Source organism: Saccharopolyspora soli (assembly GCF_022678645.1).
Taxonomy (GTDB): domain Bacteria; phylum Actinomycetota; class Actinomycetes; order Mycobacteriales; family Pseudonocardiaceae; genus Saccharopolyspora; species Saccharopolyspora soli.
The window spans coordinates 1-21,180 of record NZ_JALBWV010000101.1; the positions used below are offsets into that span (position 1 = coordinate 1).

Annotated in this window: 18 protein-coding genes; 12 read left to right on the plus strand and 6 right to left on the minus strand. The window is 68.2% G+C overall.

Translation table 11 applies throughout. The annotated features are described in order from the left end of the window. Window positions 1-147: 147 nt before the first annotated feature. On the minus strand, window positions 148-825 hold the full coding sequence (locus MOQ72_RS41000) for a DUF4232 domain-containing protein (protein ID WP_242191387.1): 678 nt from the start codon (window positions 823-825) through the stop codon (window positions 148-150). 390 nt (window positions 826-1,215) lie between these two features. Here MOQ72_RS41000 and MOQ72_RS41005 point away from each other — a divergent pair, with 390 nt between their 5' ends. Continuing rightward, the gene (locus MOQ72_RS41005) at window positions 1,216-2,010 is read left to right on the plus strand and encodes a GH25 family lysozyme (protein WP_242191388.1); all 795 of its coding nucleotides are present in this window, start codon (window positions 1,216-1,218) and stop codon (window positions 2,008-2,010) included. 121 nt (window positions 2,011-2,131) lie between these two features. Beyond that, complete coding sequence (locus MOQ72_RS41010) at window positions 2,132-3,283, plus strand: hypothetical protein (RefSeq protein WP_242191389.1); 1,152 nt, start codon at window positions 2,132-2,134, stop codon at window positions 3,281-3,283. Here the strand turns inward: MOQ72_RS41010 and MOQ72_RS41015 are convergent. Next, complete coding sequence (locus MOQ72_RS41015; protein WP_242191390.1) at window positions 3,238-4,320, minus strand: CopD family protein; 1,083 nt, start codon at window positions 4,318-4,320, stop codon at window positions 3,238-3,240. The two genes, MOQ72_RS41010 and MOQ72_RS41015, sit on opposite strands and share 46 nt — an antisense overlap. Window positions 4,321-5,273: 953 nt before the next feature. Here MOQ72_RS41015 and MOQ72_RS41020 point away from each other — a divergent pair. The 4 genes from MOQ72_RS41020 to MOQ72_RS41035 are packed head-to-tail and all read left to right on the plus strand — an operon-like array spanning window position 5,274 to window position 9,600. After that, a complete protein-coding gene (locus MOQ72_RS41020) occupies window positions 5,274-6,215 on the plus strand; it encodes a DMT family protein (protein WP_242191391.1) in 942 nt (313 codons plus the stop codon). Continuing rightward, window positions 6,212-7,444 (plus strand): glycosyltransferase, encoded by a 1,233-nt coding sequence (locus MOQ72_RS41025; protein ID WP_242191392.1) that lies wholly within the window; start codon window positions 6,212-6,214, stop codon window positions 7,442-7,444. Before MOQ72_RS41020 ends, MOQ72_RS41025 begins: the two co-directional genes overlap by 4 nt. 6 nt (window positions 7,445-7,450) lie before the next feature. After that, complete coding sequence (locus MOQ72_RS41030; RefSeq protein ID WP_242191393.1) at window positions 7,451-8,392, plus strand: alpha/beta fold hydrolase; 942 nt, start codon at window positions 7,451-7,453, stop codon at window positions 8,390-8,392. Continuing rightward, a complete protein-coding gene (locus MOQ72_RS41035; RefSeq protein ID WP_242191394.1) occupies window positions 8,389-9,600 on the plus strand; it encodes a glycosyltransferase family 4 protein in 1,212 nt (403 codons plus the stop codon). The genes MOQ72_RS41030 and MOQ72_RS41035 overlap by 4 nt, the downstream gene beginning before the upstream one ends. Window positions 9,601-9,604: 4 nt before the next feature. Here MOQ72_RS41035 and MOQ72_RS41040 read toward each other — a convergent pair whose 3' ends face one another. Then, the gene (locus tag MOQ72_RS41040) at window positions 9,605-10,045 is read right to left on the minus strand and encodes a peptidase inhibitor family I36 protein (protein WP_242191395.1); all 441 of its coding nucleotides are present in this window, start codon (window positions 10,043-10,045) and stop codon (window positions 9,605-9,607) included. A gap of 244 nt (window positions 10,046-10,289) precedes the next feature. Here MOQ72_RS41040 and MOQ72_RS41045 point away from each other — a divergent pair, with 244 nt between their 5' ends. After that, window positions 10,290-11,945, plus strand: a complete 1,656-nt coding sequence (locus MOQ72_RS41045; protein WP_242191396.1) for an FAD-binding dehydrogenase — start codon at window positions 10,290-10,292, stop codon at window positions 11,943-11,945. 45 nt (window positions 11,946-11,990) lie between these two features. After that, window positions 11,991-12,281: a YrhK family protein gene (locus MOQ72_RS41050; RefSeq protein ID WP_242191397.1), complete on the plus strand. Its 291-nt coding sequence runs from the start codon at window positions 11,991-11,993 to the stop codon at window positions 12,279-12,281. Window positions 12,282-12,432: 151 nt separating this feature from the next. Here MOQ72_RS41050 and MOQ72_RS41055 read toward each other — a convergent pair whose 3' ends face one another. The 3 genes from MOQ72_RS41055 to MOQ72_RS41065 form a co-directional block, all read right to left on the minus strand. Next, window positions 12,433-12,795, minus strand: coding sequence for a hypothetical protein (locus MOQ72_RS41055; protein WP_242191398.1), 363 nt, complete (start codon window positions 12,793-12,795; stop codon window positions 12,433-12,435). Window positions 12,796-13,461: 666 nt separating this feature from the next. Beyond that, a complete protein-coding gene (locus tag MOQ72_RS41060) occupies window positions 13,462-15,054 on the minus strand; it encodes a monocarboxylic acid transporter (protein ID WP_242191399.1) in 1,593 nt (530 codons plus the stop codon). Continuing rightward, entirely contained in the window at window positions 15,051-15,470 is a 420-nt protein-coding gene (locus MOQ72_RS41065; RefSeq protein WP_242191400.1) for a DUF485 domain-containing protein, read from the minus strand. The genes MOQ72_RS41060 and MOQ72_RS41065 overlap by 4 nt, the downstream gene beginning before the upstream one ends. 713 nt (window positions 15,471-16,183) lie before the next feature. On the opposite strand from MOQ72_RS41065, the gene MOQ72_RS41070 reads away from it, so the two are divergent. From MOQ72_RS41070 to MOQ72_RS41085, 4 genes are read left to right on the plus strand one after another with little or no spacing between them, the layout of a single operon-like run. Beyond that, entirely contained in the window at window positions 16,184-19,207 is a 3,024-nt protein-coding gene (locus MOQ72_RS41070; protein ID WP_242191401.1) for a sensor histidine kinase, read from the plus strand. A gap of 54 nt (window positions 19,208-19,261) precedes the next feature. Next, window positions 19,262-19,702, plus strand: coding sequence for a roadblock/LC7 domain-containing protein (locus tag MOQ72_RS41075; protein WP_242191402.1), 441 nt, complete (start codon window positions 19,262-19,264; stop codon window positions 19,700-19,702). A gap of 7 nt (window positions 19,703-19,709) precedes the next feature. After that, the gene (locus tag MOQ72_RS41080; protein WP_242191403.1) at window positions 19,710-20,285 is read left to right on the plus strand and encodes a DUF742 domain-containing protein; all 576 of its coding nucleotides are present in this window, start codon (window positions 19,710-19,712) and stop codon (window positions 20,283-20,285) included. Then, window positions 20,266-20,895, plus strand: coding sequence for a GTP-binding protein (locus MOQ72_RS41085; RefSeq protein ID WP_372495645.1), 630 nt, complete (start codon window positions 20,266-20,268; stop codon window positions 20,893-20,895). The genes MOQ72_RS41080 and MOQ72_RS41085 overlap by 20 nt, the downstream gene beginning before the upstream one ends. Window positions 20,896-21,180: the final 285 nt, after the last annotated feature.

The following is a 21,180-nucleotide window of genomic DNA, read 5'->3' on the forward strand; positions in this document are numbered from 1 at the left end:
CCCCCCCCCCCCCCCCCCCCCCCCCCCCCCCCCCCCCGCGCGCGCGCCCCCCCCCCCCCCCGGCTCCACCCCCCCCCCCCCCCCCCCCCCCCCCCCCACCCCCCGGGCCGCCCCCCCCCCCCCCCCCCACTTCTGCCGCCCAACGCACTACTGGTGGTAGGCGCTTCCGTCGATGGATCCGAAACCGCACACCGGGCCGGAGGTCCAGGTGATGCTGAGCGGGTCGGTCTCGTCCGGCGGGATGACCTCGGCGCGGGCCGGTGTCGGCTGGCACGGAGCATCTTCCGGCTCACCCTCGTGCGGCACCGCCGTCCAGTGCAGCGTGGCACTGGCCGTCTCTCCGGGAGCCAGCGTGATCAGCGTCGGCCCCGGATTCGGGACGCGGGTCATGTCGGTGGGCAGCGGTCGGCCGGATTGATCGATCAGCTGCATCCCGCCGTAGCCGTAGAGGGTGCAGGTTTCGCTGCTGGAATTGCGCAGCACCAGTTCGGCGTAGCGCTGCCCGGCACCGGCGTCGGGTTGTGCCAGCGAGCCGCTGAGCATCGAGGTGTGGCAGCGTTCCACCTTGCCCGGCTGCGTGGCCATCGCGGGTGGTTCGCCTGGTGTCTGCTCGCCGATGTCACCCGCGCCGGACGTCGGGGGTGCGGGGCGCGCATCCGAACCACCAGCCGGTGGCGCGGGTTGCTCGGTCTGCGTCGGTGCCGTGATCACTTGGCCGTTCGGTCCGCCCGGCGCGCCGCAGCCGGTCATCAGCCCGGCGATCAGCAGCGCTCCGGACGCCTGGAGCGTCCGCAGGCCGATGCTCCGCAGTCGGTGCGGGGTCACGGTGACCACCTCCAGTCCCCGTCCTCGCGGCGGGGTCGTCGGTAAATTCCCTGCTGTCTAAGAGACGCCCGGCGATGCGGGTGGTTGCCTCCGCCACCATCGATTTTCTCGCCTGCGGCAACCGTGTGACCTGCGAGTTGGCATCTACTCTGCCTGCCGAGATCACAGCCCGCGACCAGAGCAGCGAGTGGTCCCGCGCTGCGCCGAATAGGTCGTATTGCGACCGGATGTGAACTCGATGTGAGTAATTCGTAGCGCTGCGAATCGGTTACGCCACGCTCGAATATCGACCAATTGGGTGGTGATCTTGACCTGAACGGCGGGGGTGCCCGTTTGCCCAAATTCGATAGTTTGGGGACCAGCAGTAAGGCCAAAGTCAGGGGGTTGATCATGGCCGAGCGCATTCCGGGCATCGACGTCGCGCGATATCAGGGGGAGCCCGACTGGGGGGCGGTTCGCGGCGCCGGATTCGTCTTCACCTACATCAAGGCGACCGAGGGCGTCGGATACGTCAGCCCGACCCTGGACGCCCAGCTCGCTGGCGCCCGCGGCGCCGGGGTGGTCACCGGGCTCTACCACTTCGCCCGGCCGGACACGAATTCCCCGCAGCAGGACGCGGGCGAGTTCGCCGCCCAGTTGGCGCGGTTGAACTCCAGCGCGGCCGGGAATCTGCCGCCGTGCCTGGACATCGAAACCGACGCGCCGAACCTGGGCGCCTGGGTCAAGGGGTTCATCGACGCGATCCGCGGGCACACCGGTCGCAACGAAGTGGTGGTGTACGCGTCGACGTCGTGGTTCCAGAGCAAGCTCGCGCCGGAGACCTGGGTCGACCCCGGCGTGTTCCTGTGGGTCGCGCACTACGGACGCCCGCCGGGCGAACCGGGCTTCCTCACCGACCGGGTGGTCATGCACCAGCACGCCTCGGACGGGCAGGTTCCCGGCATCGCTGGCAACACCGACCTGAACGTCTCGATGGTCCCGCTGGAGGTGCTCACCGGGGCCGGTGCGCCTCCGCCGCCACCACCGCCTCCGCCGCCGCAGGAGACCTACGTGGTGCAGCCGGGCGACACGCTCTCCGAGATCGGACAGCGGTTGGGCGTGGACTGGCGGGAGATCGCGCGGGTCAACGGCATTTCCGACCCGGACCTGATCTACGTGGGGCAGGTGCTGAAGATCCCGCGCTGACGGCGCGGAGAACGCTGGATTGCCCAAAACGTTACTGCCGGGTACATCATTGCCGTCCTTTCGCGATCAGTACCGACTACCGTTTTTCGCGTGAACATCGCGCAAGGCGGAGGTGAACGCGATGGCGGGTACCGCGGAGCTGGTTCGTGGCCACTGGACGCGTGGTGAGCCGGGTCGGGATGCTCCCCAGGAGCTCGTGATCGCGCTCTACCGCTGGTGGGTCGTCGCGATGGCGTTCAAGATCGCGGGCGCCACGTGGGACATCTGCTGGCATTTTCGGTGGCTGCGCGACGATTTCGCGCCGCCGCACCTGATCAACACGGTAGGCACCGTGATCGTGATCGGCCTGGTGGTGTTCCACACCTACACCGGGATCGGCGTCGATCGCGCCACGCTGCGCTGGCTGCAGTGGGGGCTGGGCATCTTCCTGGTGGCCGCCCCGCTGGACGTGATCAACCACCGGATCAACGGGCTGGACATCACCGCGTGGAGCCCGTCGCACGCGCTGCTCTACCTCGGTACCGGGCTGATGAGCATCGGCCTGATCCGCGGCTGGGCCCGCTACGGCGGTGGTGATCGGTACTACTACCCGATCACGTGCTTCCTGTGGTTCACGGTGGTGGACAACTTCTTGTTCCTGAACCAGCACCAGGAGTACGGCGTGCTGGGGTTGGCGGCCTGGGAACGCGGCACGCCCTACGCCGAGGACAGCCTGTTGCAGTTCGCCGCCGATGACCTGGGCCGACCGCTGGACCGGGTCGCCGTCGAACACTTCACGCTGCCGGTGCCGGATTGGGTTTATCCGAGTTGGGCGACGATCACCGCGCTGGGCACGCTGCTGCTGGCGCGTCGACTGGTCGGGCGGCGGTGGACCGCGACCACCATCGCCGGGGGTTACCTGGTTTTCCGTTGCGTCGCTTGGGGATTGCTGGCCGCGGCTGGCTTCCCGATCTCGACGGTGCCGTTCTTCCTGCTCGGCGGGGCGCTGGCGATCGACCTCTCGTTCTGGCTGGCGCCCCGGATCCGGCCGTTCGCCGGGGCGGCGGTCGTGACCGCGGTGACGTATGCGGCCCTGTGGCTCCAGCAGACCTACATCGCCGCGCCGCCGGTGGATTACTGGTCGGTGCTGTACACAGTGGTCTTGTTCGCGGCGGTGTGGTCGTTGTTGGCTTACCTGCTGGACACCGAGCACGGTCGTCGGAGCTGGCAGCGATTGGTGTCGCGCGGTCAGATGATGACCGGGGCGCGGGAGAGCACGACGCCCAAACCGTAGGCGGCGCCCATCACGCCGACCTCGGCGGCGGCCCAGCCGATCAACGCGGTGCGCTGGTGGCGCACGATGCGGGGCAGCAGGCGGAAGCGCACCTGCGACGCCACCGCACCCAGCGCCACCAGGCAACCGATCTTGGCCAGGATGATCTGGCCATATCCGGTGGTGACCAGGCCGGGCAGTCCAACGCCCGGCGTGCTGATCAACTCCATCAGGCCGTTGAACAATCCGGACAGCCCCACCACGAAGATCGCGATGGTGGCCAGTTTCGAGAAGCGCGGCAGGGCCTCCGCGAGCAGCGCGCGGTGCGGCGCGACGAACACGGCGACGGCGGCCAGACCACCAGTCCACATCGCCGCGCCGATCACGTGCAGCTCCATCGAGATCATGCTGAAGTCGTGGTACTGCCAGTCCGTGGCGTGCCCGGTCAGCGGCATCGGCAGCAGGCCGAGCAGGGCGACGATGGTGCGCAGCTCCGCCGGGACCGTCTCGCCGAACCGGACAGCCAGCAGGCCGAGCACCGCGCACAGCAGCCCGGCGCCAGCGCTGACCAACAGGCCGGGGCCAGCCGGGACGCTCATTACGTAATCGATCAGCAGTTGGGTTGTCAGGTTGCGGTCCGGGCTCAGCTCGGCAGCCTGCAGCACCAGCGAGAGCACCGCGCTGAGCATCCAGAGCAGTGCGGTGATCACGGTGATCCGCCGGGCAAGCGACATGACGGGCTCGGTGTGCTTCGGGCGGTCGAAGCCCAGCAGCTTCGGCAGCAGGCTCAGCCCGACCGTGGCCAGTGCCGAGACGTCGAGGAGCACGCGCGCGGCGGGCAACCCGAAGCGCACATCAGGCGGCAGGTCGGGCAGCCCGGGAATGGTTCCGACAGCGGTGTAGGCGGTGGCGGCCAGCGCTGTGCACAGCGCACCGCCAAGCAGCGCCACCACCACCGCGACCTTCGCGCCCAGCACATCGCGCCCTGCGGCGTCGGTTCGCCGCTCGGGTTCTGCGGTCCGGCCGTGTTGGGAGACGGCGTCAGAGTCGGCAGCCACGGGTGCATCGTCTCACCCGGACGAGCAAGCCTGGCGGGTTGGGCCGGAGGAAGAGCCGGAGCTGATCACTGGTCGTGACCGAATTGTTTCGGTGTGCTAGGCGTTTGCTGCATGTGATGTTGTCGCGACGTCGTATCGGTCACCGTTTCCACATCGGAATAGTTGATCTTCATTTTTGCGATTTCCCTGCTGGTGGGGTGTTCTTGCCGGTGCATCGGGAATCGGTCGGTTTGTCGGCGCGGCGGCGCTGTTCGGCTTCGGCCGGGATGTGATGTGTTGCTGACAAAGTCCTCAGCATCGTTGTTCTACAGTCGTGCACGTGTATCCGGCGGACAGTGCAGAAGCGCACGCGGGGCGCGCTTCCGGCGCACCTCGACGGGGCGTGGGTGCAACGATTTCGGAACCTGTTGGGTTCTTTCCGTTCGATTCGTCGAACCGTCGACTTTCGTTCACCGGATCGGTTCGCGCTTATTCGTCTGGCGTTTCACGGCGCGCCGCAAATTCGTGCTTAGCTGTATTGCCCGCCGAGCGTGTCAGGGTGGGGGTGCGGGTTACCCGGATGGTTGGGGACTTGGACGCCGCGCCGTGTTTCCCCTGGCCTAGCGGGCTCGCGGGGAGACGTCCGAGTCGTCGCGGCCCTGCGGTCCGGCGGACGCCTCGGAGTGCGAGCCTGGAACGTCTCAGGGAAATTGGGGGTCCGACCCCGGATGTGAGTCGGACTCGCGAGACGCGAGATTGAGCGGTGTGGACGGACAGCGAAGGCGACAGCCAGCGGGTTCGGAACCCGAGACGGGTAGCAGGCCGACGCGGTGGGTGCCGCGAGGCTCGACAGCGGGACGTGTCATGAATCGCGCACTAGGGTGTCCGGTAGTCGAACGTTCCCGCTGCCTGGTGAAAGGGAATGGCCCGGTCGTGTACCACCAGCCGACCATCGCTGCAGGGCGTGGTCCGCGATGACCGCGCTCGCGGTGGTGCTCGCTGCACTGGGGGCCTGCGGATACGCCGTGGGGGCGCGGCTGCAGCACGCGGCCGTGCACGACACGATCGACGGTCGCGGGCTCGGCCTGCGGCATCAGGCTCAGCTCATCCGCAACCCCCGTTGGTTGTCCGGATTGGCTGCGCTTGGCAGCGGCGCGTTGTTGCACGCGTGTGCGCTCGGGTTGGCACCACTGAGCGTGGTGCAGCCGATCGGCGTGCTCGCGCTACCGATCACCGTGCTGCTGAACCTGCGGCAGCAAGGCATCCACGCCCGCGACCTCAGCCCCAACGTGGCGCTGGCGGTGGCTGCCGCGACCGGTGGCGTGGCCGCTTTCGTGGTGCTCGCCGCTGGCAGCGCGACAGCCACTCCGGTCGCCGGTGACGACCAGTTGCTGGCCACCCAGCTGGTAGCTGGCGCGGTCTTGGCGCTGGGCGTGCTGGCTGTGTTAACGCGCTCGAAGATGCGCTGCATCTTCTTCGCCGCCGGGTGCGCGGTGGCGTACGGATACGTCTCATTGCTGATGCGCGCGATCGCGCAACAGCTGGGCACCACTGACTTGCTGGACATCAATCCGCTACCGGTGCTGGGCATCGTCGTGGCGATGCTGGTGGGCGGTTGGCTGCTGCAACACGGATACGCCAGCGGCCCGCCGGACCTGGTGGTGGCGTGCCTGACCGTGATCGACCCGCTGGTGGCGGTCGGCCTCGGCATCGGGCTGCTCGGCGAGGCCGACCACGTCAGCACCTGGACGGCCACCGGTGAGGCGCTGTGCGCGGTGATCGCCTGCGCCGGTGTGTTCGCGCTGGCCCGGTACCACCCCGACACCCAGGAAAGTCGTGTGCCCGCCACTGTGACCGGCAGCAGTGATCTTGCCGGACCGAGTTCGACAGATCGTCCTGACGGGAGTTCCACTTGACTTCGCAACCGTCCAGCAGGCGCCCGCTCCGGATCGTGGTCGGTGCGACCACCTACCCGCCCGACGTGAACGGAGCGGCCAACTTCGGTCACCGCCTGGCGACCGGGCTCTCCAGCCGTGGCCACGACGTGCACGTGGTCTGCCACTCGACAGACCAGGAAGCGCGCACCGAGGTCGAGGACGGCGTGACAGTGCACCGCGTCGGCTCCTACGGCTCGCCCTTCCACCCGTCGATCCGCGGGATCCTGCCGTGGCAGGCGGCGCGAGCCGATCGGCTGCTGGCCGAGATCCAACCCGACGTGGTGCACGTGCAGTCGCACTTCTTCATCTGCCGCGGCCTGATCAACTCGGCGATCAGCCGGGAGATCGGCCTGGTGGCCACCAACCACTTCATGCCCGAGAACATCTTCGGCTACTTCAAGGTTCCGCGACTGCTGCAGAACGCGGCAGGTCGCCTGCTGTGGCACAACCTGATCAAGCACTACCGCAAGGCGCACCTGGTCACCGCGCCAACCCCGCGAGCCGTCCAGCTGTTGCAGGACAACGGATTCGTCGACACAGCACTGCCGGTCTCCTGCGGGATCGACGTCGAGCGGTACCGGCGGCGTACCCAGAGCTACCGGAAGCAGCACCCCGACCCGGCCACCCGAACCGTGCTGTTCGTCGGGCGGCTCGACGAGGAAAAGCACATCGACGACCTGCTGCGGGCGATGTCGCTGCTGCGCACCGAAGTGCCGACCCGGTTGGAAATCGTCGGCAACGGCAGTCGCCGCGCCGCGTTCGAACAGCTCGCCGCGGAGCTCGGGATCGCCGAACGGGTGCACTTCCGCGGTTTCCTCAGCGACGACGAGCTGCTGGACGCCTACGCCCGCGCGGACCTGTTCTGCATGCCCAGCATCGCCGAGCTGCAGAGCCTGGCCACCATGGAAGCCATGTCGGCGAGCACCCCGGTGGTGCTGGCCAACGCCATGGCGCTGCCGCACCTCGTGCGGCCGGGCCAGAACGGCTGGCTTTACCCGCCGCGCGACGTGCACGCCCTGGCCCGCGCCATCGACAGCGTGCTCGACGACCGCGCGACGATCGACCGGATGGGCGCGGCCAGCGAGCGGCTGGTGTCCCGGCACGACATCGCCGAGATCCTCGGTCGGTTCGAGGCCATCTACCACCACGTGACGGACCCGGACAGCGCCGTCGAGCTCGACGAGATCCGCACCGAGCTGGCGAGCTGAGCCGCCGTGATCACCCCGGAACTCAATCCCGTGGAGCTGGTCGAGCGCATCAGCGGCGCTGACCTGCACTACTGGGTGTACCGGGACAAGCGAGCCGAGGCCGTTATCCCGGTCGGCACAGTCATCCCGGCCGACCGTGCCGACCGGGCTGACGCCGTCGACCAGGTCGGCACGGTCCTGATGGTGCACGGCCTGCGCGGCACCCACCACGGCCTGGAGCTCGTCGCGGCGCGACTGCCGGACCACCGCGTCGTGATTCCGGACCTGCCCGGTTTCGGGGACTCCGGGCCGATGACCGGACTTCGGCACGACGTCGCTGGCTATGCGCACGTGATCACCGAGCTGATCGGGCGGCTCGGTGGTCACGACCGGCCGGTAGTGCTGGTCGGGCACTCGTTCGGCTCGATCGTGGCGGCGCGGGTCGCCGCCACCGCACCGGAGCTCGTGCGGCGGCTGGTGCTGATCAACCCCATCGCAACGCCCGCCCTGCGCGGCCCGCGCGTGGTGCTGTCCGGTCTGACCTCCGCCTACTACACGCTGGGCAAGCGGTTGCCGCTGCGGGCCGGGCACTCGCTGTTGAGCAACAGGTGGGTGGTGCTCGCGGCGAGCCGCGCGATGACGCGCACGAAGGACAAGCAGCTGCGCGGTTTCATCGACGACAACCACCTGCGGTACTTCAGCCGCTTCCACAGCCCGGCCCTGCTCAGCGAGACCTTCGAAGCCTCGGTGACGCACACCGTCGCGGATCACGCCGACGGACTTCGCATGCCCACCCTGCTGATCGCGGGGGAGTCGGACGAGATCGCACCCCTCGCGGGGCAGCGCGCGCTGGCAGCTCGGCTTACCGACGCGGAACTCGTCGTGATCCCGGACGTCGGCCACCTGGTGCACTACGAAACGCCGGGACCGGCGGCCGAAGCGATCCAACGGTTCCTTGGAGCGCCATGACCAGCCTGGACCGGGACGGCGGCTCGGCGGCTGAGAACTGGCGATCGAGCAGCGTGACGTCGGATTCTCCGAACCGCGCGGCGTCCGCGGCCGGGCCGATGAACGTCGTCGTCGACGCGCGCTGGACGCGCACTGACCAGCACGACGGGATCAGCCGCTACGGGGCGAGCTTGATCGAAGCATTGCACCACCTCCATCCGGTGACGATGTTGATCCATGACGAGCGGCAACTGCGGCTGCTGCCCTCCGGCGTTCCGCACCTGAAGGTCAACAGTCCGTTCTCGCCGCGAGAACTCTGGCTGTCGCGCACGCTGAACCGGCTCGGCGCGGACGTGGTGTTCAGCCCGCTGCAGGTGATCGGTGGCTTCCGGCGCAACTACCGGCTCGTCCTCACGCTGCACGACCTGATCTACTACCGCCATCCGCAGCCGCCGGGGTTCCTGCCGCTGCCGGTGCGGGTTGCCTGGCGCGCGTACCACAAGGCTTTCTGGCCGCAGCGCGTGATGCTGAACCGGGCGGACGCGGTGGTAACGGTCAGCGACACGACCCGGAAGCTCATCGCGGCGCACCGGCTGACCCGCCGTCCGGTGACGGTCGTCCACAATGCACCGTCCCCACTGCCGGAGGACAGCGCTGCGGACCGGGGCGAGAAGGGCGCCGAACCGGGTGCGGTTCGGGAGTCGATGGGTGGGCCTCGTGAGCTGGTGTACATGGGTTCTTTCATGCCGTACAAGAACGTGGAAACGTTGATCGCGGGCATGGCTCTCCTTCCGGAATACCGGTTGCACTTGGTCAGTCGGATCGCGCCGGAACGCGAGGCGGAACTGCGGGCGCAGCTACCTCCCGGTGTCGATGTGGTGTTCTGGCGGGGGATTGGTGAAAGCGACTACCAGGAGCTGCTCGGCAGGGCGAGCGCACTGGTCACCGCTTCCCGGGACGAGGGTTTCGGGCTGCCGATCATCGAGGCGATGAACGCGGGGACGCCGGTGGTCTGCAGCGATCTGGAGATCTTCCACGAGGTCACCGGGGGCCACGCGAAGTTCTTCGAGCCGGGGTCGGCGAAGGACTTCGCCACCGCGGTGCGCGAGGTGGCGGACCCCCGAGCACGTGCCGACCTGGTTGCCGCGGCTCGCGGTCAGGCGGCGAAGTTCAGCTGGGCCAACTCCGCCGAACGACTGCTGGAGCTGCTGCGGGACCTGGTCCGCTGAGCGGTCAATGCGACCAGACCTTGATGGCTCGGACCACGAATGTCGGCTCTGGGGAATGGGAACCCGTTGGGTGAGTGGTGAATTCCGCGTCGCTGGCACATCTGGCGTCCTGGTAGACCGTCACCGGGCGGCCGGTGTTGTTCGCGAAGGAGCGCACCTCGAACTCCTGCGGGAGTGGGGTGCACTGCTCCAGCACGGTCGGCCGGATGTCGATCTCATGCCGGTCGCCGGTGTGGTTCACACCCGACCAGACGCAGAAAGCCCCTGTCGGACAACGGTTTTCCGGTGGCGTGGCACTTGCGCCGGGGGTGCCCACCAGGATCGCGGCGACGGCGAGCAGGGCGGCGACGACCATTCGCCAAACGCCGTCGCGCCAGGCCCGCCGCCAGGACGCCGGGCCGGTGGTGACCCAGTCCAGCACGGTGGATGAAGCACGCGTGGACATGCGAAAAATCCCTTCGTGAGTGGATAATCGAGAGACAGCGGCCGGATTCGGCACGCTGGAACCAAGATTCCCGAAGCCAGGATCGGAATGCCAGCGAATTTGCTGGATACACCCCGACCGGGTGGATTTCGCCGCTTGGCGAATTGCCGCGGCCCCGTGGCGATCGACTCGTCGGGCTGCCGGAACGACGACGACTGCGGTATACAGTCAGCTCGGTTACCCCTCGGTAGTGCGGAGGTCGGCTGTGACGCTGGACGCTGATGTCATCGTGGTGGGCGCCGGGCTGGCGGGCTTGGTAGCCACCGCTGAGCTGGCCGACGCGGGGCGCCGCGTGGTGCTGGTCGACCAGGAACCCGAGGCTGCCCTGGGCGGCCAGGCGCACTGGTCCTTCGGCGGTCTGTTCCTGGTGGATTCCCCGGAGCAGCGGCGGTTGGGCGTCCGCGACTCCCACGAGCTCGCCCTCCAGGACTGGCTGGGTTCCGCGGGTTTCGACCGCCCCGAGGACCACTGGCCCCGGCAGTGGGCGCATGCCTACGTGGACTTCGCCGCCGGGGAGAAGCGGGCCTGGCTGGCCGCGCAGGGCGTGCGGTTCTTCCCGCTGGTGCAGTGGGCCGAGCGCGGTGGTTACCTCGCCACCGGCCACGGCAATTCCGTGCCGCGCTTCCACATCGTGTGGGGAACCGGTCCAGGCGTGCTCGCGCCGTTCGTCCGACGGGTGCGGCAGGCCGTCGAGCGCGGGTTGGTGACGCTGCGGTTCCGGCACCGCATCAGCGAGCTGATCACCACCGATGGCGCGGTGACCGGTGTGTGCGGCGAGGTGCTGGCACCGAGCGAGGTGGCGCGCGGGCGGCCGAGTTCTCGTGACGTGGCCGCCGATTTCGAGCTGCGCGCGCAGGCGGTGATCGTCGCTTCCGGCGGCATCGGTGGAAATCTCGACCTGGTGCGGCAGAACTGGCCGAAGCGCTACGGCACGCCGCCGAAGCACCTGATCGCAGGGGTGCCCGACCACGTGGACGGGCGGATGCTCGACGTGGTGGCCCGAAGCGGCGGGCACCTCATCAACCCGGACCGGATGTGGCACTACACCGAGGGAATCCACAACTACGCGCCGATCTGGAGCAGGCACGGCATCCGGATCCTGCCCGGCCCTTCGTCGCTGTGGCTGGACGCGCGGGGCCGTCGGCTGCCCGCGCCGCTGTTCCCCGGTTTCGACACGCTCGGCACCATGGAGCACATCGCGAAATCCGGCCACGAGCACACCTGGTTCGTGCTCAACCGGCGCATCATCGGGCGCGAGTTCGCGCTGTCCGGCTCCGAGCAGAACCCCGACCTGACCGACCGCAGCCTCCGCAAACTGCTGCAGCGCGGCGGCAGCGCCACGCCCGGACCGGTGGCGGAGTTCGTCCGTCGCGGCCCGGACTTCGTCGTCCGGCGCACCGTGCCGGAGCTCGTGCGCGGGATGAACGACCTGGTCGGCGAGCCGCTGATCGATGCCGCCGCGCTGGAGCGCGAGATCGTCGCCCGTGACCGCCAGGTGGCCTCGGGCCTGGGCAAGGACGAGCAGGTCATCGCAATCCGCGCGGCCCGCCGCTACGTGGTCGATCGGTTGATCCGGGTCGCCGAGCCGCACCGGCTGCTGGATCCGGCTGCCGGGCCGCTGATCGCGGTCCGGCTGTCCATCCTGACCCGCAAGACGCTGGGCGGGCTGGAGACCGATCTCGCCGGTCGGGTCCTGCGTGATTCCGGCGAACCGCTGCCCGGCCTCTACGCGGTGGGCGAGGTCGCCGGGTTCGGTGGTGGCGGCGTGCACGGGTACCGCGCCCTGGAGGGCACGTTCCTCGGCGGCTGCCTGTTCTCCGGCAGGCAGGCCGGGCGGGCCGCTGCCGCCGCCGTGGCATAGCCCGCTGGACCGGCGGATCCGCCGGGGCGCCCGGACAATCGGATCATGAGTGATCCGGCCGAATCAGGCCCGTGGGTGTTGCGGATCGGACGCGAAGAACTGCTGGTCCGGAAGCGTTACGAGGTCATCAGCATCGTCAACGACTTCCTGATCGCCCTCTGGTTCATCGGCGGCAGCCTGCTGTTCTTCCACCCGGCCACGGTGACCACCGGCACCTGGCTGTTCCTGCTGGGCAGTTGCGAGCTGGCGATCCGGCCGGTGATCAGGCTTTCCCGGCACCTGCACCTGCGGCGCTTCCAACCGGTCGGCCCCAAGGACTCAGCGCAGGACTTCTGAATTCCGCGCCCAAGAGGCGGCGAGGGTGCGGAACCGCGGAAGTCCGCTCGGCTCCGGGATCACCGCATGGGCACTGCCTGAGAACCGTGCGGAAGCGGCGGACGCCGCCTGACGGCCGCGCCCGATCCGCGCGTGTTCCAATGCGATTTGATCAGAGGTAGCAACCGCTGACGAATCCGTTTACCCGGGTGCGGCGATTCGTGACTTCGAACCATTCCGAATTCGCCGAGCCGTCCGGGCAGCGGACGCTTTCGCCGATGACCGGCTGGCGGCTGGTGGCGTTGTCCCCGGGATTTCCCTCGCCGCGTGCGGGCGCGCTCGTATTGGGCGCCGAGCGGATCCGGACACCGGGCACCAGGAAGTCGCCAGCCCGGTCGTTCGAGGCGTGGTCGACCAGTCCGACCAGGCCGTTCTTGATTTCGACCGCGATGGTGGCGGCCTGGGTGCCCAGCCCGGACACGGGCAGGACGGCGGTGGCGACCGCAGCGACCAGTGCGTTGCGAACCGTTCGCATCGAATACCCCCCGATTCGCCCGCCGGACCGCTTCCCATTGCCCCCTGATATTGCCGAAGCGATCTCTTTTGACGGGCAAGTCCCAGTTTATGGAGAATTGCGACCGATCGGCAGTGTCCGATTGGGTAGAGCAATTCTGCGCAGCCGCTGGGCGGTCGGTGACTGGCGGCTATCGGGTCGGGCCGCGAGCCCCACCTGTGGGTGGTCGAGAGTTGAACATCGACGCGGTGCGTACTGACAAAAGGCCATCTGACGTGCTCTTACGAGGACGGCCCCGGTCCTGTGTTCCTGAACACAGGACCGGGGCCGTCCCCACCGAGCGGGCCGTTCGACCGCTTGCGGTCGAACAGATCCGGATCAGAACTCGCGCGGATTAAGTGTGCTGGGGGGCTCGTCAGGCAAGCAGCGCCAGCCGCTTCCCGCACCGCCACACAAGCCAGTCCCACGCACTGCCTTTGATCTTGTTTTTGAAGCGGCGAAGCCGCTTGGCCCAGCTACGGCGCTTGCACCGCCGCGGGTTCTCAGGCTGTGCCCACTGGCGTTCTCTGGGAGGACCTACCTCGACGTGGTGTATTGGGCATACATGATGTCGGGGATCCCGGACCGAGACGGCGTCTGAGGTTCCGCTACCGGCACCGCCAGGCAAAAAGAGTTTGGAAGACGGGTTCAGCCGGTTCGGGAACCGATGCCGGTTAGGGCGCGAACCTCCATCTCCGCCTGGCGCTCTTCGTCGACCTCGCGCTTGCCCAGGAAGGTGCCGATGATCGCGCAGATGAACGAGATCGGGATGGACACGATCCCCGGGTTCTTCAATGGGAAAAACGCGAAATCCACACTCGAGAAGATCGAGTCCGACGCGCCGGAGACCACCGGCGAGAAGACCAGCAGCAGCAGGCAGGAACCCAGTCCGCTGTAGATGCCCCACAGCGTGCCGGTGGTGTTGAACCGCTTCCAGAAAAGCGAGTACAGCAGCGTGGACAGGTTCGCCGACGCGGCGAACGCGAACGCCAGTCCGACCAGGAACGCGACGTTCTGGCCGATGACCAGGACGCCGCCGAGGATCGAGGCCGCGCCGATCACCAGTGCGGTCACCCGGGCCACCCGCACCACGGCGTCCGAGTCGATTTCCCCGCGGCGCACCACGTTGGCGTAGACGTCGTGGGCGAACGACGCGGACGCGGTCAGCGTCAACCCCGCCACCACCGCCAGGATCGTGGCGAACGCGACCGCGGAGATGATGCCCAGCAACACCGTGCCGCCGATCTGGTAGGCCAGCAGCGGAGCCGCCGAGTTCTCCGCACCGGGTGCGTCCAGGATCGCGTCGGTGCCCACCAGCGCTGCCGCGCCGTAGCCGATGACCAGGGTGCAGATGTAGAACGTCGCCATCGTCCAGGTCGCCCAGACCACCGAGCGGCGGGCCTCGCGGGCGTCGGGCACGGTGTAGAACCGCATCAGCACGTGCGGCAGGCCGCCGACGCCGAGCACCAGCGCCAACGACAGCGACACGAAGTCCAGTTTGGTCAGTTCGGATTTCCCGTACTGCACACCGGGAGCGAAGATGCTGCGGCCGTGCGGGTTGTTTTCCGCGGCCTGCTGCAACAGGCTGGTGAAGTTGTAGCCGAACTTGCCGAGCAGGAAGATCGTGATCAGCAGGGCGCACAGCACCAGCATGGCGGCCTTGATGATCTGCACCCAGGTGGTGCCCTTCATGCCGCCGACCAGCACGTAGATCATCATCACCACGCCGACCGCGGCGATCACCAATGCCTGCCCGAACTTGCTGTGCACGTTCAGCAGCAGCGCGACCAGACCACCGGCACCGGCGATCTGGGCGATCATGTAGACGATCGTGATGGCCAACGTGGAGGTGGCCGCCGCGGCGCGCACCGGACGCTGGCGCATCCGGAAGCTGAGCACGTCGCCCATGGTGAAGCGACCCGTGTTGCGCGTCCGCTCGGCGATCAGCAGCAGGTTGATCAGCCACGCCACCAGGAAGCCGATGGAGTACAGGAAGCCGTCGTAGCCGTAGACCGCGATCGCGCCCGCGATGCCCAGGAACGACGCGGCGGACAGGTAGTCGCCGGAGAGCGCGATGCCGTTCTGCACGCCGCTGAACGAACTGCCCGCAACGAAGTAGTCGCTGGAGGTGCCCCGGCTGCTCACCCGGTACACGATGAACAGCGTGATCAGCACGAATGCCGCGAAGACGCTGGTGTTGATGATCGCGCTGCCAGCTGGGATCAGCTGCGATTCGTTCATCGGTTGAGCTCTCCCGCGTCCTGTCGGATCTCGTCGACCTTCGGGTCGATGTGGCGGCGGGCGAACCGGAGGTACAGCGTGGTCAGGCCCACCGTGGTGACGAACTGGCCGATTCCCATGACCAGCCCGACGTTGATCTCGCCGACCAACGGCTGAGCCATGAATTCCGGCTGGTAGGCGGCAACCGCCACGTACCCGAGGTACCAGATCAGGAAAAACGCCGTTGCCGGAAAAACGAACCATTTAAGTCGGCGGCGTAGCGCGCGGAATTCCGCGCTCTGCTGGATAGCGGTGAAATCGGGCCGTTCGTCGGTGGAGCGAACGGCGCTCTTGTCGATTCCTCCGAAGGCCGAACGCGGATTTCCGGGCTGCTCGCGGGGGCTGCCGCGCAGCGCGGATTGCGTTGCGTTGCTCATGCATCCTTCCTGGCACTTCGCGGTTGGCGCGCTGGGCCGAGGGCCTGGCGGTGGCGGCAAATTCTAACCGCCTTGTGGACCGATTCAACAGTGTGGTGGTCGCCACCGGGAGCCGATTTCGCGGGGGTCGGTGGCGAGCGAACAGCGAGGTCGGAGGGGGTGTTCAACGCTTAGTTACTGCGCGGTAGTTCCGCGTCGGCGGCCCGCGAGGAGGTAGGATGATCTTGTTGACCAGGACTTTTGCTTCCTTCGTTACCAAAGCGGAATAGCTATCTCTAGGCTGAACGAGTGAAAATGTTGTTGGGCTTTGCGTTAACTTTGACCACTCGGTGTGACATCGCCTGTTTGTCGTAGTCGAATGGCAAAAAGCCCCCGGTTGTATCCCAGGATCCGGGGTTTATAGTGCTTGGGCACTGAAAGACAGTCGCGAGATCGGGAAGGTCACGGTTCGATACCAGTGTCCGGAATGCGCCAACCGGGGATGCTCACGGTTACGCTGAGTGTTCCACGAGTCTCATGCTGCGGTGCAGTATCGCAACGAGGTTCCGGTCGTTGGCTGGTATACGAGCACGACTGGATTTCAACGAAGACAGCCCAGACGACGATTGCGGGACCGCACGCATGCGCCGTTCTCCAACGCATTGTTCGCCCGAGAGGGTCCAGGCCGTGAGTGACCAGCAGGGGAAGCCGAACTCGCAACCAGGAGGGCGCTGGTGAGCGCGAGCGAGTTCAAGCGCACCCGCTATGCCGCGGTGCAGTGGCGCAACTGGTCGCTGCTGACCAAGTTGGCCGCTGTCGTGCTGGTGCCGGTGATCTTCGCGATCACGCTCGGTATCGGGCAGATCCGGTGGCAGGTCGATCAGGCCGCCGACTACACCCAGGTCGCGCAGGTGGTGGACGCGGTCGACCGGATCGAGCCGCTGATCGCCGGGGTCCAGCACGAGCGGACCCGCTCGGTGGAGTTCCTGGTCGGTGACAACAACACCGCCGCGCTCGACGAGCAGGCCGTCGCGGTGGACCGGGCAGCTGGTGACCTCGCGCGGATCATCACCTCCTCAGATGTCTACGGCCCGGTCGTCTCGGACCGCTACCGCGAACTCCGCCCGCTGCTCGACGGGTTGCGGCAGCTCCGCCAGCAGGTGCGCAACCACCAGCTCAGCCCGGACCAGACGATCGGCGCCTACACCCGGGTGATCACTGCGGTGCTCGCCCTGGACCGTGCGCTGACCAGCAGCGTCGCCGACCGCAGCCTGTCCAGCACCGCGACCGCGTTGCAGGACATGCTGGGGCTGACCGAGGAAGTGCGGCTGCAGCAGGCGTGGGTGCTGACCGGGCTGACCGAAGGCAGTCTCAGCCCGGTCGCGCTGGACAACCTGCTCGGTTCGCGAGCCCGGCTGGTCGGCAAGATCGGTGATGCGCGCTCCACCGTCGCCGCGCACTGGCAGCAGCGACTGGACATGACGCTCGGCGCTCCGGAGATCGCCAACCGCAACCGGATGCTCGCCGCGATCCTGACCGAGAGCACCGACAACCGTTACACCGGCGGGTATTCGGTGCAGCGCGACGCCTGGAACGCGGCAACCGACGGCTCGGTCACGCTGATCGACCAGGGGCACGACGACCTCGCAGCCGACGTGCGCGCCACCGCTGCCCGGTTGGAAGCAGAGGCCAGCGATGCCGCTGGTTGGGACTCGGTGCTGCTGCTGTCCGCGCTGATCGCGGCCGCCGCGATCATCATCGTGATCGCCCGGCAGTTGCTCGGCTCGCTGCGCGTACTGCGCCGGGGCGCGCTGGACGCGGCGGAGTACGACCTGCCCGCGGCGGTCGCCGCCATCCGGCAGGGCGACACCGCCAACGCGACGGTCGAACCAGTTCCGGTGCACACCACCGACGAAGTCGGGCAGCTGGCCCGCGCCTTCGACGAGGTGAACCAGCAGGCGCTGCGACTCGCTGTGGAGCAGGCCGACCTGCGCCGCGGCTACAGCGAAGTGTTCGTCAGCGTCTCCCGCCGCAGCCAGAGCCTGTTGGAACGGCAGCTGCGCCTGTTCGAGCAGTTGGAGCAGGACGAAGAGGACCCGGACCAGCTCGCGCGGTTGTTCCAGCTGGACCACCTGGCCACCCGGATGCGGCGCAACAACGAGAACCTGATGGTCCTCTCCGGTAGCGACCTGGCGCGACGCTTCGGTAGGCCAACCGATCTGGCCGACGTGCTGCGCTCCGCCGTGTCCGAGATCGAGCAGTACCCGCGGGTCGTGGTGCAGCCGCCGCCCGCGGTGAAGCTGCGCGGGCACACCGCCAGCGACCTGGTGCGACTGATCGCCGAATTGCTGGACAACGCGGCGAACTTCTCCGCTCCGGACACCAGCGTGACGGTGTCCAGCTACCAGGCGGGCGACGGCACGGTGGTGCTCGACGTGCTGGACCAGGGCATCGGCATGGGCTACTCGGAACTGGCCCGCGCGAACGAGCGACTGGCGCACGTCGACGAGGACGACCTGGCCACTTCCCGGCGGATGGGCCTGTTCGTCGCCGGGCGGCTGGCCGTTCGGCACGGCATCGGGGTCGAGTTGCACGGCGGGCCGGACGTCGAAGGTGTGCGGGCGACGGTGATGATTCCGTCCGAACACATGGTCTCGACGGAATCCGGGCCAGCCCTGCAGCCTTCGGCGGCACAGCCAGCCGAGCGCAACGGGCATGCGCACACCGAGCTGCCGACATCTGGATTCTTCCCGCGCGCGGACGAGCAGGTCGAAGCCGCGCAGGAGGTTTCGCCGTGGCAGGAACCGGCCCCGGCGAGCCTTTTCGAGCCGAGCGCGCCGCTGTCGGACGATCCGCCGACGGCGCACCTGTTCGACGCGCCGATCGACATCCCGCAACAACCGCGTGCGGTGTCCTCGGCCGACTTCGCCGTTGACTGGCCGGGTGTCGAACCACCGGCGGAACAGCCTGCGGAGGCGGATTCGCCGATGTACCAAGAACCTTCTACCCAGTGGTTCCAGCCAGCCAGCGAGAACCCGATGCTGCAGGGGAAAACTGGAACCAGCTCCGGCGAGTTCAGCTGGCCCAGCGCGGAAAGCGAGCAAGCCCCCGCGGCGGAGCCCACCGGGTTCGCCCCGGCGAGTCCCGATCCGTTAGCGGGCGAACCGCGGGCGGAGGAGCCGTCGCTCACCTCGTCCGGACTGCCGCGTCGGACGCCGCGCGGGGAGCAGGCCGCCGAGGCGCCGACTCGCAGCGCCGAGGACATCAGCCGACAGCTCGCCCACAACGGTGTGCAGTTCGGACATTCTGCTGAGGCACCGGCGGAAACCCCGGCGGAGACCTCTGGTGCGAACTCGTGGACGTCGGATTCCTGGACGCCGGAATCGTGGACCTCGGAGGCCGCCGGTTCGGACAACTGGGCGCAGCTCGCCGGTTCGGACAGCAGCTGGGCTGCCGAACCAGCCGAGGTGCACCCGTGGGACCTGAACAGTTCCGAGGCGCAGGCGTGGAGCTTCGCCTCGGAGCGTGCGCGCGAGGCGGCGGAGGCTGCGGCGAACCCGGAGCAGTCGTCGTTCACGCAGGCCGGGCTCCCGCGCCGAACGCCGAAGGCGAACCTGGTGCCAGGCAGCGTGTCGAACGCTGAGCCAGCGACGAGTTCGGGGATGTTCCAGCGCGACCCGGACCAGCTCCGCGGTCGCCTGGCTGATTTCCAAAGTGGAATCAGTCGTGGTCGGCACCGAGCAACCGATGAGGACTGACATGAATTCGGTAGCGCGAACGCGTGATCACCTCGGCGACGAACAGGAGGTTGCATGACTGCTCAGGAGATGATTTCCCGCAGGTTCGGCTGGCTGATCACGGACTTCACCGGGCGCGTGGCCGGAGTGGCACACGCGATCGTGGTGTCCGCTGACGGCCTGGTGCTGACTGCCTCGCAGACCCTACCCCGGGACCGTGCTGATCAACTGGCCGCGGTCGCCTCGGGCCTGCTGAGCCTCACCCAAGGTTCAGCGAAGTGCTTCGAGGCAGGACGAGTGGTTCAGACCATCGTCGAAATGGAGCGTGGCACGCTGCTGCAGATGGGCATCAGCGACGGCTCCTGCTTGACCGTGCTCGCCGCCCCGCAGTGCGACATGGGGCTGATCGCCTACGAGATGACCATGCTCGTGGAGCGCGTCGGCCAAATGCTCACGCCAGAGATCCGGTCGCAGTTGCAAGGGATGCCGAACGCGTTCACCGGTCAACTGGTGTGAGGACGCGATGAGTAGACGCTCGCAGGACCCCCGACAAGGGCGAAGACGGGACAACTCCGGCGACGACAGCTTCGCCGAGGTCGTGCACGGCTTCACCTTCGGCAGCGGGCGCAAGCGCAAGCGCAAGCTGCCGGAGGAGGCCGCCCAGCCACCCGAGCAGCACGCGGAGCAGTACCAGGCGGATCAGTACCACCACGAGGAGCCCTATCCGGACGATCAATTCGAGTCGGCGGAACCGGAGGCGCCTGCGGCGTCCAGCATCCGGTCCTACACCTGGACCGGTGGGCGCACCAGGTCGAACTACCAGTTGGAATTGGAAACCCTGGTTTCCGTTGGTGAGATGTACCGGCCGGGCGCGGCGCTGCGACTGGAGCACCAGTCGATCGCCGAGTTGTGCCAACACCCCAGGTCGGTCGCGGAAGTGGGGGCGCTGTTGTCAGTGCCGATCGGGGTTGCCCGCGTCCTGTTGGCTGACATGGCCGAACTGGGGTTGATCACCGTCCACCAGACGGTGAGCGAAAGCGGAAGCGCACCACACATGCTTTTGATGGAAAGGGTTTTGAGTGGACTCCGTCGGCTATAGCGCGCCTCAGCTCGGCTCGATGCCGCCGCAGGCCATCAACCGGGGCGGCACCACGTCGACCTCGGCGAAGATCGTGGTCGCGGGCGGATTCGGGGTCGGCAAGACGACATTCGTCGGCTCGGTCTCGGAAATCGTGCCGTTGACCACCGAGGCGGTCATGACCGAGGCCAGCCGCGGCGTTGACGACCTGGGTGCGACGCCGAACAAGACCACCACCACGGTGGCCATGGACTTCGGCCGCATCTCGCTGGCTTCGGACCTGATCCTGTACCTGTTCGGCACGCCCGGCCAGCAGCGGTTCTGGTTCATGTGGGACGACCTGGTGCGCGGTGCGATCGGTGCCGTGGTGCTGGTGGACACCCGGCGACTGGCGGACTCGTTCTCCGCGATCGACTTCTTCGAGGACCGCGGGTTGCCGTACCTGGTCGGGGTGAACTGCTTCGACGGCCAGATGCTGCACTCACTTGAGCAGGTCCGCGAAGCGATGGCGATCGGCCCCGATGTGCCGATGGGACCGTGCGACGCCCGGGATCGGGAATCCACCAAGCGCACCCTGATCGCACTCGTCGAGCACGCCATGCGCCACTGGACGACCCGCCAACCCGGCTGACTTTCCGGTCGTGGGGGGGGGGGGGGGGGGGGGCCCCCCGGGGCGGGCCCGCCGGGCCGGGGGGGGGGGGGGGCCCCCCCCCGCGGGGGGGGGGGGGGGGGGGGGGGGGGGGCGGGGGGGGGGGGGGGGGGGGGCCCCCCCCCCCCCCCCCGGGGGGGGGGGGGGGGGGGGGGGGGGGGGGGCGGTGTTGGGGGGGGCCCCCCCCGCCGGGGGCGTTGCTCGGGCCCGCCGAGGTGCGTCGGTTGGCCGAGGAACTCGACATTCGGCCTACCAAGAAGCTCGGGC